The organism is Leptospira chreensis, assembly GCF_016919165.1.
In the GTDB taxonomy this organism is placed as follows: domain Bacteria; phylum Spirochaetota; class Leptospiria; order Leptospirales; family Leptospiraceae; genus Leptospira_A; species Leptospira_A chreensis.
In genome coordinates, this window is sequence record NZ_JAFFPS010000071.1 from 1 (window position 1) to 15,562 (window position 15,562).

15 protein-coding genes are annotated in these 15,562 nt (G+C 40.6%); 7 read left to right on the forward strand and 8 right to left on the reverse strand.

Going from position 1 to position 15,562, the window contains the following annotated elements:
- The 6 genes from JWG41_RS18310 to JWG41_RS18335 form a co-directional block, all read right to left on the reverse strand.
- Positions 1-770 (reverse strand): transketolase family protein (locus tag JWG41_RS18310; RefSeq protein WP_205271256.1); only part of this gene is annotated, 770 nt, incomplete at its 3' end.
- A 2-nt stretch (positions 771-772) separates the two neighbouring features.
- Positions 773-1,939, reverse strand: coding sequence for a methionine adenosyltransferase (metK, locus tag JWG41_RS18315; RefSeq protein WP_205271257.1), 1,167 nt, complete (start codon positions 1,937-1,939; stop codon positions 773-775).
- A 25-nt stretch (positions 1,940-1,964) separates the two neighbouring features.
- Positions 1,965-2,702 (reverse strand): lysophospholipid acyltransferase family protein, encoded by a 738-nt coding sequence (locus tag JWG41_RS18320; protein WP_205271258.1) that lies wholly within the window; start codon positions 2,700-2,702, stop codon positions 1,965-1,967.
- The gene (locus JWG41_RS18325; protein WP_205271259.1) at positions 2,699-3,391 is read right to left on the reverse strand and encodes an NAD-dependent epimerase/dehydratase family protein; all 693 of its coding nucleotides are present in this window, start codon (positions 3,389-3,391) and stop codon (positions 2,699-2,701) included. The genes JWG41_RS18320 and JWG41_RS18325 overlap by 4 nt, the downstream gene beginning before the upstream one ends.
- On the reverse strand, positions 3,388-3,666 hold the full coding sequence (locus JWG41_RS18330) for a PilZ domain-containing protein (RefSeq protein ID WP_232374103.1): 279 nt from the start codon (positions 3,664-3,666) through the stop codon (positions 3,388-3,390). Before JWG41_RS18330 ends, JWG41_RS18325 begins: the two co-directional genes overlap by 4 nt.
- A gap of 116 nt (positions 3,667-3,782) precedes the next feature.
- On the reverse strand, positions 3,783-5,243 hold the full coding sequence (locus JWG41_RS18335; protein ID WP_205271261.1) for an MBOAT family O-acyltransferase: 1,461 nt from the start codon (positions 5,241-5,243) through the stop codon (positions 3,783-3,785).
- Positions 5,244-5,374: 131 nt separating this feature from the next.
- Here JWG41_RS18335 and JWG41_RS18340 point away from each other — a divergent pair, with 131 nt between their 5' ends.
- Positions 5,375-5,881, forward strand: a complete 507-nt coding sequence (locus JWG41_RS18340) for a DUF3332 family protein (RefSeq protein ID WP_205271262.1) — start codon at positions 5,375-5,377, stop codon at positions 5,879-5,881.
- 51 nt (positions 5,882-5,932) lie between these two features.
- A complete protein-coding gene (locus tag JWG41_RS18345; protein WP_205271263.1) occupies positions 5,933-7,006 on the forward strand; it encodes a hypothetical protein in 1,074 nt (357 codons plus the stop codon).
- Positions 7,007-7,053: 47 nt separating this feature from the next.
- Here JWG41_RS18345 and JWG41_RS18350 read toward each other — a convergent pair whose 3' ends face one another.
- Positions 7,054-7,407 carry a single-stranded DNA-binding protein gene (locus JWG41_RS18350; RefSeq protein ID WP_205271264.1) on the reverse strand — a complete coding sequence of 118 codons (354 nt, stop codon included), beginning with the start codon at positions 7,405-7,407 and terminating at the stop codon, positions 7,054-7,056.
- A gap of 137 nt (positions 7,408-7,544) precedes the next feature.
- Between JWG41_RS18350 and JWG41_RS18355 the strand changes: the two genes are divergently transcribed.
- Genes JWG41_RS18355 through JWG41_RS18370 form a run of 4 tightly spaced genes read left to right on the forward strand, consistent with a single transcriptional unit; the run spans position 7,545 to position 13,127 of the window.
- A complete protein-coding gene (locus tag JWG41_RS18355; protein ID WP_332461314.1) occupies positions 7,545-9,068 on the forward strand; it encodes a PAS domain S-box protein in 1,524 nt (507 codons plus the stop codon).
- Positions 9,065-9,463, forward strand: coding sequence for a response regulator (locus tag JWG41_RS18360; RefSeq protein WP_205271265.1), 399 nt, complete (start codon positions 9,065-9,067; stop codon positions 9,461-9,463). Before JWG41_RS18355 ends, JWG41_RS18360 begins: the two co-directional genes overlap by 4 nt.
- 44 nt (positions 9,464-9,507) lie before the next feature.
- Positions 9,508-11,055: an FMN-binding glutamate synthase family protein gene (locus tag JWG41_RS18365; RefSeq protein ID WP_408611792.1), complete on the forward strand. Its 1,548-nt coding sequence runs from the start codon at positions 9,508-9,510 to the stop codon at positions 11,053-11,055.
- Positions 11,055-13,127, forward strand: coding sequence for an adenylate/guanylate cyclase domain-containing protein (locus JWG41_RS18370; RefSeq protein ID WP_205271267.1), 2,073 nt, complete (start codon positions 11,055-11,057; stop codon positions 13,125-13,127). Before JWG41_RS18365 ends, JWG41_RS18370 begins: the two co-directional genes overlap by 1 nt.
- Positions 13,128-13,144: 17 nt before the next feature.
- On the opposite strand, the gene eat is transcribed toward JWG41_RS18370, so the two are convergent.
- Entirely contained in the window at positions 13,145-14,455 is a 1,311-nt protein-coding gene (eat, locus tag JWG41_RS18375) for an ethanolamine permease (RefSeq protein WP_205271268.1), read from the reverse strand.
- A 270-nt stretch (positions 14,456-14,725) separates the two neighbouring features.
- Here eat and JWG41_RS18380 point away from each other — a divergent pair, with 270 nt between their 5' ends.
- Positions 14,726-15,544: an LA_0442/LA_0875 N-terminal domain-containing protein gene (locus JWG41_RS18380; protein WP_205271269.1), complete on the forward strand. Its 819-nt coding sequence runs from the start codon at positions 14,726-14,728 to the stop codon at positions 15,542-15,544.
- The last annotated feature ends 18 nt before the right edge of the window (positions 15,545-15,562 follow it).

Here is a 15,562-nt window from a genome sequence, read left to right on the forward strand (position 1 = left end):
TGTTCTTCACAAGTCACAATGGCCCCGCATTCTTTTGCTTTGGCGATGATGGCTTCTTTATCCAAAGGTTTGATGGTCGCCATATTAAGAAGGCTGGCATTGATTCCTTTTTCTTTGAGTAATCCCACAGCAATCATAGCTTCGTTTACCATCACACCGTTGGCAATGATACAAACGTCTTTTCCTTCGGAGATGACTTCTGCTTTTCCAATTTGGAACTTGTAGTTTTCTCTTTCAATCACAGGGATTGCCGGACGACCCACTCTCACATAAACAGGACCTTTAAAATCTGCAATGGCATGAATGACTTGTTTGGTTTCATTAAAATCAGAAGGACAAATCACAGTCATTTCAGGAATGACTCGCATAATTGCAAAATCTTCAATACACTGGTGAGAAGCACCGTCCTCTCCGACAGTGATTCCCCCGTGAGACGCAACGAGTTTCACGTTTACTTGTGCCAAAACAACACTGTAACTAACTTCTACCCAAGCACTACCAGATAAAAACATAGAAAAACTAGAACCAAAAGGTACAAATCCAGAAAGGGCAAGACCTGCCGCATGACCAACTAAGTTTTGTTCAGCGACACCAACGTTAAAAAATCGTTCAGGATATTTTTTCTTAAAATCCGCAGTTTTAGTGGAACCGGAAAGATCCGCATCTAAAACCACGATATCCTGTCTGGAGTCACCTAACTCAACTAAGGCTTCACCGTATGCATCTCTTGTTGCTTTTTTGTCCGCTGTGGATTGGCTAGGTGCTCCCATAATTATCCTTTTTTTAAAGCTTCCGCTTTATCAGTTTTTTCCCAAGTAAAAGTACTACCTGTTCTACCGAAGTGGCCATAAGCCGCTGTTTCTTGGTATTTTCTTCCTTTTCCAAGAAGATCCAAACCATCCACAATTCCTTTCGGAGTGAGTTTGAAGTTTGCTAGAACTCGTTTTGAGATTTCTTCGTCAGAAATAGTTCCTGTTCCGAATGTATCCACAAGAACCGATACAGGTTCTGCAACACCAATTGCATAAGCAAGTTGCACTTCACATTTGTGAGCAAGACCAGCTGCTACAACGTTTTTCGCAATATAACGACCGATATACGCTGCAGAACGATCTACTTTAGATGGATCCTTTCCAGAGAAAGCTCCACCACCATGACGACCCATTCCACCGTAAGTATCTACGATGATCTTACGTCCTGTAAGACCAGTATCACCATGTGGGCCACCAATCTCAAATTTACCGGTAGGGTTGATAAAATAACGAGTGTTCACAAGAAGTTCTTTTGGAATCATTTTTTTGATACATTCCTCAATCACTGCTTCTTCGATTTGTTTGTGAGTCACACCTGGTTTGTGTTGTGTAGAAATCACAACAGTGTCCACTCTCTTTGGTTTTCCATCTTCGTATTGGATGGTTACTTGTGATTTTGCATCAGGACGGAGCCAATCGATTTTGTTTGTATGGCGAAGTTCGGAGAGATGTTCCAAAAGTTTATGAGAGTAATAAAGCGGAGCTGGCATCAGTTCCGGAGTTTCTGCAATCGCAAAACCGAACATAAGACCTTGGTCCCCTGCTCCTTGTTCTACGTGTAAACCCTCTCCTTCGTTGACCCCTTGGGCAATGTCAGGTGACTGTGCGTGCACGTGAGATGCAACCACAGCAAAATCAGCATCGAAGTACATATTGATATCGTTATAACCAATTTTACGAATGACATCGCGAGCCACTTCTTGTGTGTCTACTTTTCCTTTACTGGTGATTTCACCGGCAATGACTACGAGGTTTGTTGTAACAAGAGTTTCACAAGCCACACGAGATTTTGGATCTTGGGCTAAATACGCATCGAGAATGGCATCAGAGATTTGGTCGCAGACTTTGTCCGGGTGTCCTTCAGATACGGACTCGGAAGTGAAGATATAGTTTTTAAGAGAGGACATATTTTTTACCTTACTTGGTTAAACTTTAGATTTTAGGCGGTACGTCAATAGAATTGTCGGGGTATAGTCCACGCACATAGGATTCTAGGGTTTCCGCATTTTTCCCCATGGCAATTTCCAATTTTTTGGCGTATTCGTCCATTTGGCTCTCGGAAAGGCCTTTGGGAACAAAGAACGGCTCCCCGTATTGGATAAAAAGCCGTGCCCCAAATTTAGGGAAAAAATGCCTATCCCAACTTTTGAAAGTGTAAGCCCTGTCATAACAAGAATGCAAATACAGAATGGGAAATCCGGTGAGAGAGGCGGTCACAATGACCCCAGGTTTTACTTCTCGTCTCGGGCCTTTGGGTCCATCCACAGTAAAGATAGGAACAGCACCATGTTTCATTTCTTTTAGGATATTACGGAATGCGCCAGTGCCCCCTCTTGTGGAAGAACCCCGCACCGAACGAAGGTTAGATCGAGCAAAGGTTTGGTGGATGATCTCTCCATCTTTGGATTGGGATACAAGAGCCACCATATCCGCTTTTTTCTTTCGTTTCAAATACTGGGTCGCATGTCTGTAAAGAGAAAGTGTGGTTTCATGAAAAACAGCAATGATATATCCAGAACCTTTTTCAATGGTCTTCGCACTCTCGGCAGGGATGATGAATTTTTGGTTTCGTATAAAAAGATACCAAACTCTGACGATGAAGTGAACCACCCAACTCAAGATGATGTATTTGGTTTTGGAATAGGGTTTTTGTTTGTTGTCTGGAATCAAAAAGAGTGGTCCTTACCGATTTCCCAAAGGACATCGTTTTCATAAATTTTCACTGTAGGTGCCGCACCCGGCTCTGGTTTATTGTGTAACAAAGAATGAATCATGGATTTTGCCACATACTCACCAGGAATCGGTTTGTATTTTTTGAGCCCAAGGAGTCCAAAAGGAATGAGATTACCAAGAAACTCTCCCACTTTCTCCCCCACTCGGACTTCTTCTCTTTCTCCAATGAGAAGAGAGGGCCGAAAGATTCCTAAAAAAGGAAATTGTAGGTTACGTAGTTCTGTTTCAATTTCCCCTTTCACACGATTATAAAATATCGAAGAATTAGGATCCGATCCCATTGCGGTGATGATATAAAATCCTGGAATCTTTTTTGTTTTTGCTTGTTTGGCTGCGAGCAGTGGGTATTCGTAATCGATTTCTTTGAATTTTTCTTGGCTCCCTGCTTTGTTAATTGTTGTACCCAAACAACAAAAAACAGCATCGATTCCATCCGGAATGGAAACTTTCCCCGCTTTAAAATCCTCCCACTGAACCTTTACCACTTCAATGGGAACATTGGGATTGGAGGCAGATTGCGAGTTTCTCGCCCAAACAATTACCTTTTTGATTTGGGGATAAAAAACAAGAGAGAGTAACACTTGTTTACCGATAAGGCCGGTTCCACCAAGGAGTAATATTTTCATTTGATCTCCAAACTACGTGCGAGCATGGAATCGGTAAGATTGAGTCTTTCCTGGAACTGGATTCCTGCAATATGGTAGATTACATTTTTGATTTTTGAGTTTTGAGTCCACATAACAGTTCCTTCAAAGAACATCCGTTTGGTGCCTTTTGCCCAAACGATACTTCCCAAAACTTGGGACTCAATTTCATCGCTGAGTAAGTCATCCTCACCCAAAAAACAAAGGCCTTCTTCCGAAATATTCCCTAACTTTCCGAATAGTGTAATCCCTTCCAAATCTAGATGGACCTCAAATTCAGAAAAGTCACCGGGGGATATTCTTGGAAGCCTTCGCTCACTTTCCATAGCAACAAGGTACAAGGATTCCCATTATTGGAAACGAAAAAAGCAAATTAGAACTGAAAGTAAATGAAAGGAATAGAGTTTTCTGGTGTAGCTAAATTCAAGACAAGAAAGACAATCGGATAGAGGGCAAATTCCAAACTGGCCGGGATTTGTTTCCCTTTTCCCTTTTCAAAGATCAAATAACCAATGGCATGGCCTAAATATAGGAAAAATAGGACCCAAAGGAAGTCTTTCCACATATAAGGCCGGATTTGTCCCGCTTGGAAGGTAAAGATCCCCCGAATGTGAATCCAGGCATTTTCCCAAGTGAGGGAACGAAAAAATACACCCCCAAAAAAGAAAACGGAACTATTAAAAAGATTCTGGAAAAGCCAAAGAGGAGCGTCATACCAATGTTTTGTTGTCGCATTCTCTTTTTTGATCGGGAACCATTCCCGCCAAATTTCTTCCAAAACATAAAAAATTCCGTTGAGAGAACCCCAGAAAACAAAGGTCCACTGGGCTCCGTGCCAAACCCCGCTCACAAACATGGTAAACCAAAGGTTGAATTTTCGTCTTACGGATATTACTCGACTTCCACCCATAGGAATATAAATATAATCGCGTAACCAGGAATTTAAGGTCATATGCCAACGGCGCCAAAAACCAGAGACAGAAGTAGCAAGGAAAGGAAGATTAAAATTGGTGGGAAGTTTATAACCGAGTAACATAGCACTTCCAATGGCCATATCCGAATATCCACTAAAATCTAAATAAACTTGGATTCCACCCAAAACAGCGGCAATGATCAAAGCATAGGCGTGATGACCCGATGGATCTGCATAAATGGTGTCAATGGTAGGAGCCACCATATCGGAAAGGACTGCTTTTTTAAAGTAACCCAAGATAAAAAATCGAATCGCCACACGAAACTCAATGTCTTCCAGTTTTTTGGGACTGTACAATTGCGGCATAAAGGTTCTTGCAGTCACAATCGGACCTGCCACCAGTTGTGGGAAAAAACTCACAAACAAAGCAAACCGAATGAAGTCTTTTTCGGCTGGAATTTCTTTTCTATAAACATCAATGGTATAAGATAAAGATTGGAATGTAAAAAAGGATATTCCCGCCGGGAGAATGATTTTTAGAATAGGCAAAGCATCTGCACCAAACATTGGATTGGTGACTGTATTAATAGAGGTAACAAGAAAGTTATAGTATTTAAAAAATCCCAGAATAAATACTAAATTAGTAATCAAACTAAAGAGTAAGAGATAATACCTTACCTTCTCCCTGGTTTCTTGGCTTAGTTTGAGTCCTACATAGTAGTCGATCGCAGTGGAAAGTAGGATGAGAGCACCAAAGCGGTAATCCCAAGACATGTAAAAGAAATAACTACTAATGAGTAGGAATATATGTAAGATTCGTGTTTCTCTGGATTGGTTGGAAAAAATGGCAGGGAATAAATACCAAACAGTAAAAAAAACGAAGAGAAAGAAGACAAAATATTCAAAATCAGAAAAGATCAATGGGACATGCCTTCTATTCAGACCAGATTCTTCGAAAAAATAACAATGTCAATCATTTCGGCTTGCAGAGGGTTGCAGAATCGCCTAAGATTGGTCTCTAGTTTTTTTAGTTCAGAACTAAGAGGTAAAAAATGAAAAAAATATTAAAAACAGCTCTTGTGGGACTTTTGTCCTTTGGTCTTCTTTCCAATTGTTTTGGAAAATTCGGCGCAATCAAAGCAGTATACTCGTTTAACGGAAACATCCAAATTGGATCAGGTAAACTCGCTAGTTTCTTTCGCTCCTTACTAATGATCTTCCCTCTTTATATTGCATATGGAATTGGAAGTTTCTTAGACATTCTCGTTTTTAACCTGATCGAATTTTGGACAGACCGAAATCCAATCGCAATGGCTGAGTATGACTTTGATGGAAAATTAGTAAAAGAATATTCACAAGATGGCAAAACCATCACTCTTACTTACTCTGAATGGGGAAAGGTTTTGAAAATGGAAGCTCCTACAGAAAAAGGAACAGAAACTGTCTATTTCCTAAAAGACAAACCTGAAAAAGCATTCCGTTTAGTGAATGGCAAATATGTAGAAATCCTCCAAGCGAGTGGACCAATCCTTCCTCCTACAGGCATAAAACAGTTCTAACAGCAACATTGCCCCTAATTTTAGGGGCAATCTATGGCCGATACTTAAACTATGAATCGTTTCTATTTGGTTTCTTTCCTGTTACTCCTTTCTTTCGGATGTGAAACTCCGCAACAGGTAATCACCCCCACTTTTCCTACACATACAGAACAAATCAATCTCAACCGCATCCGGATGATTACCAAATCCGAAGCAGTCCATTCAGAATCCAAAGAAGGGAAAAAACCTTTGGCCCAAGAGCCGGGAGTGAATGTAGAGTATTCGGAAAACAAAATTCCCTTCATCCAGTTGGATTTGTTTTTTGAAGATGCAGGAATTAGTATCATCGAAGAAATCATTGCCGGCACTATTTTAGATCACCATATCATTGTGATAAACCAAAAGGGTGAGATTATCGCCAAACAACCAGTCAACTTTCAAGCGTATGAAATTTTGGAAACAAAAACAGAAGTGATGCGTAACAAAGTGATTGTGGGTGAATCTAAAAAACCAGTAAAGGTGAATAGCACAAGTCCAGAAACTAAAATCTCACGGGAAGCCATTGAAAGACAATATACGGATAGAGACACAGTTCCTCAAGTTTTGGAAATCCAAGATGGAAAAGTTCCAAACCCAGGAGAATACATCAGTATCTATTTAGAACTCACCTTTGTGAACCCACAACTCGAGCCCAATTGTGAATCTTACTCTGGAAACTGTAATGGTCCCAAAGATTATTTTTTTGAAGATGTGACAAGACGCAATCGTAGGGAATTAGATATTTTAAGAAACCGTTATGTGGACGGGGAAGTGGCGCAGTTTCCTAATCTCACAAAAGATGAACAAACAGACTTTAAAACAAATATCAAAACCAAAATGGAATCCACGAATGGTGTGTATGGTCCCAAACACGGATTTACAAAATTTATGTTTCGAGAATGGAACTTAGTTTCTTCTCCGAGATACTTTCGTATTTTGTCTGTGGTAAAAAACGGAAAACAATCCTTACAAGACGATCGAACGGATGAAAAAAAACTAACCGAAGAATCTGGTGAAAATTCCAAATCGGAACATAACGATACCCATTCGATTTTTGATTCTCCAACGCATACAAAACATAAAAAAAGAACGATCCCTACCCCTTAAGTAATGATAACGGGTGATGGGATTTCCAACACCCGCCAAATTATGTTTTAAGCAACCTTTGATTCTTTTTTGCGAACACTGTCAAAACGCACGGTAGAAGCGGTCACTTTGATTCTGGATTTGTTTTCCCCTTCTGGACTTTTCCATCGGTTTTGTTTCAGATTTCCCATCACGGTTACCTTACTCCCTTTTTTTAGGTATTCGACACAGTTCTCTCCCAACTTTTCCCAAGCCTCCACCTCAAAGTAAGACACATCTTCCTTATCCTTACCTTCTTGGTTGTTAGCAGTGTGATTGACTGCCAATGTGAAATTAGCGAGTGACTTACCTCCCGCAATGGTTCTTTCTTCTGGATCTGCGGTTAAATTTCCGTCCAGAATGACATACGATAGATTTTTCATTTGAGTATCCTAAAATCAAAATACTTAGACATATAACACCGGAGCGGTTTTCTACGAGTTGGTTGTAAAAAAAGGCCAATTCCTACTAATTTTATAGAATCAACGATCCACAATTCGCATTTCGGATAGACAACCGAGTGGAACCAGTGAAGAATTTCTTTGTGGGACTTCCCGATTCAGAAATACTCCACCTAGTAACAGCTATTAGCCGTGAATTGGTTTGTTTACACGAACCAGATGGAACTTATATTTATGTGAGTCCTAACTCCGAAAAAATCATTGGTTATCAATCTGAGGAACTTGTTGGCAAAAATCCTTACGATTTTTTTCATCCCGATGAAAGAAGACTGATCCAAGAACGGTCACACCAACCCCTACTTCGTGGGGAAGTAAACATTCATACAACTTTCCGATTTTTGCATAAGAATGGAACCTACATCTGGCTACAGTCTGACAACCGTTTAACGATCCATCCCAACACTGGACAAAAATATTTACATACGTCTTCCAGAGATATTTCTGATAAAATAGATACCGAAACAAATTTGGCACTGGCCGAACGCAGGTTCAAAACGTTGTTCCATGATTCTCCAATTGGACTCGTACTCACTGGAAAACAGGGTTACATCGATGAATCCAATGAGTCCTTTGCCAATTTTTTGGGTTATAAAAGTTATGAAATTGTCGGAAAACATTTTTCGGATATTAGTTCCGTGGATGAACTGGAAGAAAACTTAAAACTGCGAGATGAAGTCCAAAAAGGAATCATCGACAACTATTCCATTGAAAAACAATACATTCATAAATCGGGAAACAAAGTTTGGGCTTATATCACAGTCACTGTCCTTCGGGATGATGGCGGCCATCCCATCCATTACCTGGCACAAATCATCGACATTGATGAAAGAAAAAAATCAGAAACTTTGCTACGCGAAAACAATGAACACCTAAAGGCCGCAACCAATTCTCTCTTAACTCAAAACAAACAACTCCAAGCCTATAACCAAATCATTTCCCACCACTTACGGGCTCCTGTGAGTAACCTAAGAAGTCTTTTGGATTTGATGCAAGAGACAAACCAACTTCCAGAAATCAGAGAATTGGAAGGGCATCTGCAAGAGGTAACCAAAACCTTGGAGACTGTTCTTTCCGAACTCATCACTACATTAAAAATTAAAAATCCAGATTCCTATAAACAGGAATCCCTAAAGATTTCTGAGTCCCTCTCCAATGTGCTGGGACTGATGGAAGGCGAACTGAGAGAGAAAGAAGTCGAAATCCAATCCAATTTTTCGGGAAAAGAGACGGTCTTTTTCTCCAAAGAATTTTTAGAAACGATTTTCCTACATCTTTTGAGCAATTCGATCCGGTTTGCCCATCCCCACAGGAAACTTCGGATTTCGGTAGAATCCTTTGCCGCGGGATCTCAGACGGTAATTTCCTTTTCCGATAATGGAATTGGGATCGATTTAGAGCGTTATGGTGATCAAATTTTTCAGCTTCGAAAGACTTTTCATCGTCAGATAAGTGGGAAAGGTTTGGGGTTATTTTTGATTCAGTACAAAATAGAATCGGTAGGGGGGAAGATTGAGGTGAGTTCCAAACCCGAGGAAGGCGCTACCTTTCTTATGTACTTCCCCGAAGGAAACGAGGCCAAATGACTCCCAAAATTTGTGTCATCGACGATGATAAAATCTACCAATTCACTACTAAGAAGATCATCTCCAATGCAGGAATCAAAGGGGACGTGCTCGTGTTTTCTGACGCGGAAAACGCACTGGATTTTTTTCATACGGAAGTGCAAAATAAAGACCAACTTCCCGATATCATCTTTCTCGATATCAATATGCCCTTTATGGATGGTTGGCAATTTTTAGATGCCTTCGAAAAAATCATCCCTCAGTTTCCAAAAACCATCGAAGTGTTTTTAGTGAGTTCATCTGTAGACACAGCTGATACAGATCGCGCCGCAAAAATTCCGATCATCTCCGGATACATATTCAAACCATTTACGAAAGAAAAACTTTTGGAATCACTTTCACACGTCCAATCTTAGCTTGTCATCATTTTGCTTCGTATATAGAAATGGACGCACCACTTATGGATCAAATACTCACCTGGATTGAAACCTATCCCTTGTCCGCCACACTCGTTGGAGTTTTGTTGTTTTTCGTTCTCGTCTTTATCCGGGATGTGACACAAAAAACGCACACGATTCAGAGAAACTTCCCCATAGTGGGACGGCTCCGTTATTTCTTAGAAATGATCGGACCGGAACTCAGACAGTACTGGGTGGCCAACGATAAAGAAGAACGTCCTTTTGATCGATCGGAAAGAAGTTGGATTTATGCCACAGCCAAAGGCCAAAACAATAACTTTGGATTTGGAACCACAGAAATCCAATACGAACCAGGTTATCCCATCATCAAACACAAAGCCTTTCCTTATCCAGAAGCCAAGGCTTATATTCATAACAAAGATGCCAGTTGTATCCCTTGTCTGAAAGTCATCGGAACCAAACGTAAATTTCCATACAGACCTTATTCCATTGTGAATATCTCCGCTATGTCCTTTGGATCTCTTGGAAAAAATGCAGTGATGGCACTCAACCGAGGAGCGAGAGATTCCGGCGCCTATCAGAACACAGGTGAAGGGGGCTTAAGCCAGTATCATATGGAAGGGGCCGATATGGTTTGGCAAATTGGAACTGGTTACTTTGGTGCGAGAGACCATTCGGGAAAATTTAGTTTGGAAGCTTTAAAAGAGAAAGTAGCCAAGAACCCTTGTGTGAAGATGATCGAAATCAAATTGTCTCAAGGCGCCAAACCAGGAAAAGGTGGAATCCTTCCTGCCAAAAAAGTAAATGCAGAAATTGCAGCCATCCGCCATGTCGAAGAAGGAAAGGATTGTATCTCTCCCAACTCTCATAGCGAGTTTACCAATGTAAAAGAACTCGTACAATTTATTGAAAGGATAGCAGCAGCAACAGGAATCCCTGTGGGAATCAAAAGTGCTGTGGGTGAAATTGAATTTTGGGAAGAGCTGGCCCGCGAGATGAAACAAACATCACAAGGTCCTGATTTTATCACCATCGATGGAGGAGAAGGAGGAACGGGTGCCGCTCCCCTAACCTATGCCGACCATGTTTCTCTCCCTTTCAAAATTGGATTCCAAAGAGTCTACACTCTCTTTCAAAGAGAAGGACTATCGGAACAAATTGTATGGATTGGATCAGGGAAACTCGGATTTCCTGATCGCGCCGTGGTTGCGATTGCCATGGGTTGTGATCTCATCAATATAGCAAGAGAAGCCATGTTATCCATTGGTTGCATCCAAGCACAAAAATGCCATACAGACCATTGTCCGGCCGGCGTCGCCACTCAGAATTGGTGGTTACAACGTGGTGTGGATCCAGAAATCAAAGGCAAACGTGCCGCCAAATACATCCAAGGATTTAGAAAAGAGCTTTTGAGTTTGGCTCACTCTTGTGGATACGAACACCCAGGACAATTCACAGGCCAAGATGTTGAAATTAGTATGGGGATGAATCGATACCAAACCTTAGAAGGTCTACTCGGTTACAAACGAGACGAAGTCAAATTCACTAAACTTCAGGATTATACGGTATTTCCGAAACGACAAGCCTAATGAAAAAACTCTTTTTTGTTCTCCTATTCCTCCACCTAGGTTGTCTTTCAGAGGAGAGGAATATAAAAGCAGAAATTGTAAAAGGTTTTTTAGACCTAAACAACCATTCCTTCACCGATCAACCGTTTGTTGCATTGAATGGGGAATGGAAATTTTTCTGGAATACAGCACCAAACCAAATTCAAGAAACCGATTCCGATTTATTCCTGGACCTTCCGAAACATTGGAATGGATACCAAATGCCATACGGAATGCTTGGGGGTTTTGGACATGCTAGTTTTCGGATCAAACTCAAACTGGCAGACAATCTTTCGGAGCTCATGGCCCTCACCGTCCATGAGCAGGACACTTCGTACGCCATTTATGTTAATGGAAAGTATTTAGGTGGATCAGGGAAACCAGGTCCCAATCCAAACGAATATATACCAGAAGTTAAATCCAGCATTGTTGTTTTGCCGCAAACATCTGACCTCACCATAGACCTCTATGTTGCCAACTATGTACATAGAAAGGGTGGGATTTGGAATGACATCGTCATTTCCCCATACACCAAAGCAGAAAACCGACTCACCAAACGAAAGATTAACGAAACCATGTTATCTTCCGTTCTGACCTTCGTGGGTTTGTTTTTTTTGGTGATGTATTTTTACAATCGTGATGGCAAACACACAGTAGGAATCTTTTTGTTTTCTATCGCCGTTTTGTTTAGAACCATTTCCACTGGGGAAAGAATTTTAATCGAATTTGTCGATATTCCGTATTGGATTTTATTACGATTGGAATATGTTTCTTGGTTCTGGTCGGCTCCACTCCTCTATCATTATTTTTATACCATTTTTCCAGAAGACTTCTCCAAACGAATGGGGACTTTCTTTTATATTCTATCATCCATCTTAACCCTTGGACTTTTGTTACCACCGGTTTATTTCACAGAGACAGCCTCCATTTATCCAATCGCCTTTGTTGCCAACGGTGTTCTTATTTTTGTTTATTTGTATCGTGCTTACAAAAAAAACCGAATGGAATCCAAACTTCTGTTATTTGGAATGCTTTTGGTGCTTGTGGGTGCCACCAATGATGTCTTACACGCAGAATCCTACATCCACACTATGTACATAGCACCTGCGAGCGTGGTGATCTTTGTATTTTTACAAGTCATTACATTTGGTCGCATTGTTCGCCAAAACTTAACCAAAACTCTCGAATTTGCCCAGGAACAAAAACAACTGAGTGGATCTTTTAGTCGGTTTGTTCCAACCGAATTTTTATTCCATTTAGGCAAAACAGATATCCGCCACGTGGACTTAGGAGACCAAGTCCAGAAAAGGATGAGTATCCTTTTTGCTGACATCAGATCCTTTACAGAGTTTTCAGAAACACTCACTCCTAAAGAAAACTTTGATTTTTTAAACAGTTATTTACAACGAGTGGGCCCCATCATCCGACACAACAATGGATTCATTGATAAGTTTATCGGTGATGCTGTTATGGCTCTATTTCCTTATGATATCAATGATGCCATCAAAGCAGCCGTTGAAATGCAAGAGGCCATTCGTATTTACAATAGCCATAGAGCTAACTGTGGTTATATCACTATCGAAGTAGGAATTGGGATCCACACAGGAAATCTCACCTTAGGAATATTAGGGGAACACAAACGAATGGAAGGGACTGTTATCTCTGATGCAGTGAATCTAGCCTCTCGAATTGAAAAGATCACAAAACTCTTTTCTTCACGCATTGTGATCAGTGCGGATACTTTTATCGAAGCCTCCGATGGATTAGGATACCACTACCGGTTACTTGACCGAGTGGCCATCAAAGGAAAAACAGAATCTGTTTTTGTAGTAGAAGTATTAGATGGATACGAACCAGAGAAAACATCTCGACTCATATCTTCTAAAGATGAATATACCTTAGCCCTAGATGCATTTCGCCGAGATGACTTTGAAGAGGCGATTGAAGGATTTACAAAACTTTTAGATCATAACCCCGATGATTCTGTCTCGAGGTTATTTTTAGAACGTAGCCAGGAAGCAAAAGAAAAATCAAAAATGGAATTTGGAAGTTAAGTGAGTTAAGACATTCGTCAAAGTAACGAAACCGACTTCCTTTTCTGGTTGAAACGATACCCAAACGCCAATACAATTCCAAATCCCAAAACCCCGAGTGCCAAATAGGGCTCAGACACACAAACCGAACCACAAGCGACAATTCCAAGAATGAGCGCCACACAAGGAAGCACTGGATACAATGGGGCTTTGTAAGGCCTCGGCATTTCTGGTTCTTTTTTACGCAAAACAAAATAGGAAACTAAACTCAAAATGTACATCCCACAAGCACCTAATGCTGATATGGTGATGAGTTCTGCCGTGTCTAAAAAACACATACAAAAAATACCTAGAACCCCACCACTGAGGACTGCATTTTGCGGAACCAAAGAACCACTACTTAATTTAGAAAGATAGGTAGGTAGATATCCTTCTTTTGCCATCGCATAAACCAACCGCGAGTTTCCAAGGATGATTCCAAAAAGGGATGCGACGAGACCAAACAAACCGATGAAAGTAAATACAAAAGGCCAAACCAAATCATTCCCATATAACTTTTGTAATACATAGGACAATGGGTAATCTAACTCAGCGATTTCTTTGATATCAACCACAGAGGCAGTAAAAACAAAAATAAGCCCCGCCAAACAGAGTAAAGTAAAAATACCAGCCGTGTATCCGATCGGAATGTCCCTGGCAGGATTACGAACTTCTTCGGCGGCCAATGCCACTCCTTCCACTGCCAGAAAAAACCAAATAGCAAAAGGAATCGAAAGAAATACAGAATTCCAAGAGATGGAACTGACTTCAGGCAAAGGAGGAATCCGATCCAAGGAAACATAGGGCACAAGAAAGGCTAAATAGAACAGAAGTCCAAACACCGCCACAAGAGTGACTAGAAGTTCAAACCGAGCGGTTTGTTTGATCCCCGTTAAATTGATTAACAACAACAAACAGAACATAACGATACCAGCACCAAATGCTGGTATAACGGGAAAAAGGAAATGAATGTATCCACCAAGCGCCGAAGCAATGGCAGGTGGTGCGAGTAAAAATTCGACAAGAACCAAATACCCAGTAACTAGTCCAAACAAATCGCCAAGAGCCCGTTTGGCATAGGCAGAAGGTCCACCGGATTGTGGGATACTGGCCGCAAGTTCTGTAAAACAAAGGGCAAATAGCACATAGAAGGTGGCAATCCATCCAACCGCAAAACTAAATTCCCAAAAGCTAGCCTTGGACCATCCAAAATTCCAACCGAAATAATCACCAGAAATGACAAGCCCTACAGCGATGCCCCATAAATGCACAGAATGTAGAACTTTATGCATTTTCCCGTCTTCTTTCATGTTACCTCTTTGTAACAAAACATATCTGTATCAAATTCAAAACAAGAACCAAGTATACAATGAAAAAACAATGTAATATACGAATCAAACTACACCTTTAAGCGACAACTTTTTTCATCGTCCGATTGGGGATGTTTGGCGGGAATCATGTCGAACTCAGCTAAATAATGTCCATTTCTCGTAGTATTTCTGGTAAATACTAAAATTCGGAATTGCAAATGATTCTAAATCCTAATAATATAGGGCAAATACTAAGAACGGACTTAAAAAATGCGAAACATCTATCTAACCTTAATTATACTATTATTTACAATTTTTCCCTTAAGTGCAATACAAACCATCCTTCTCAAACAAGGCAAATCCATCAAAGGGATTGTGACCAACCAGAACGTGGACAATGTCGAAGTAGATACTCAAAACGGAAAACATATGGTGATTTCGAAAAAGTCTGTTTTGAAAATTATCTACAAAGACTTGGCCGAATCAGAAGAAGAAACGATCCGTAAAGAAGAAGAAGAAAAACGTAAAAACGAAAAAGAAAAGGCCATCGCCGCCAAACAAGAAGAGATTCGTAAACGTAGAGAAGAACTAACAAGACAAGAATCAGAAAGAAAAGCAAAAGAAGAAGGTGGCGAAGTGGTTACCCATAGCCTTCGGGATTCCTTTGTTCTTGGTTCCGTTGCCGATGGAAATATGATCACCCTTGCTCCTGACTCGGCAAAGTGTCAAACATATAAAGAGTATTCAGAATTCTTTTGGTTGTTTGGAGCCCTTCGTTTCAAAGAACCAGATTGGAATGAATTACTTCCTAAAGACAACAGACCTGTTCGCATCAAACAAACTTCTACTTGGTCAGATATGGCAATTACACTACTTGGCGGATTTCTCGTCACAATCACCAGTAAAACAATCATCGTCGATGTTTGTGAAGGCAGTGGATACCGTATGGTTTCTGATTCGGAAATCAAACGCATCAAAGACGAAGCTGTGGAACAAATCAGAACCGAACAAGAGTTAAAAGAAGCGGAAGAAAAATACGAGTTGGAACAACTAGAAAAAGATTTAGAAGCTTTGAAGAAGAAGAAGTAATTTTAGGTTGATTCAGAT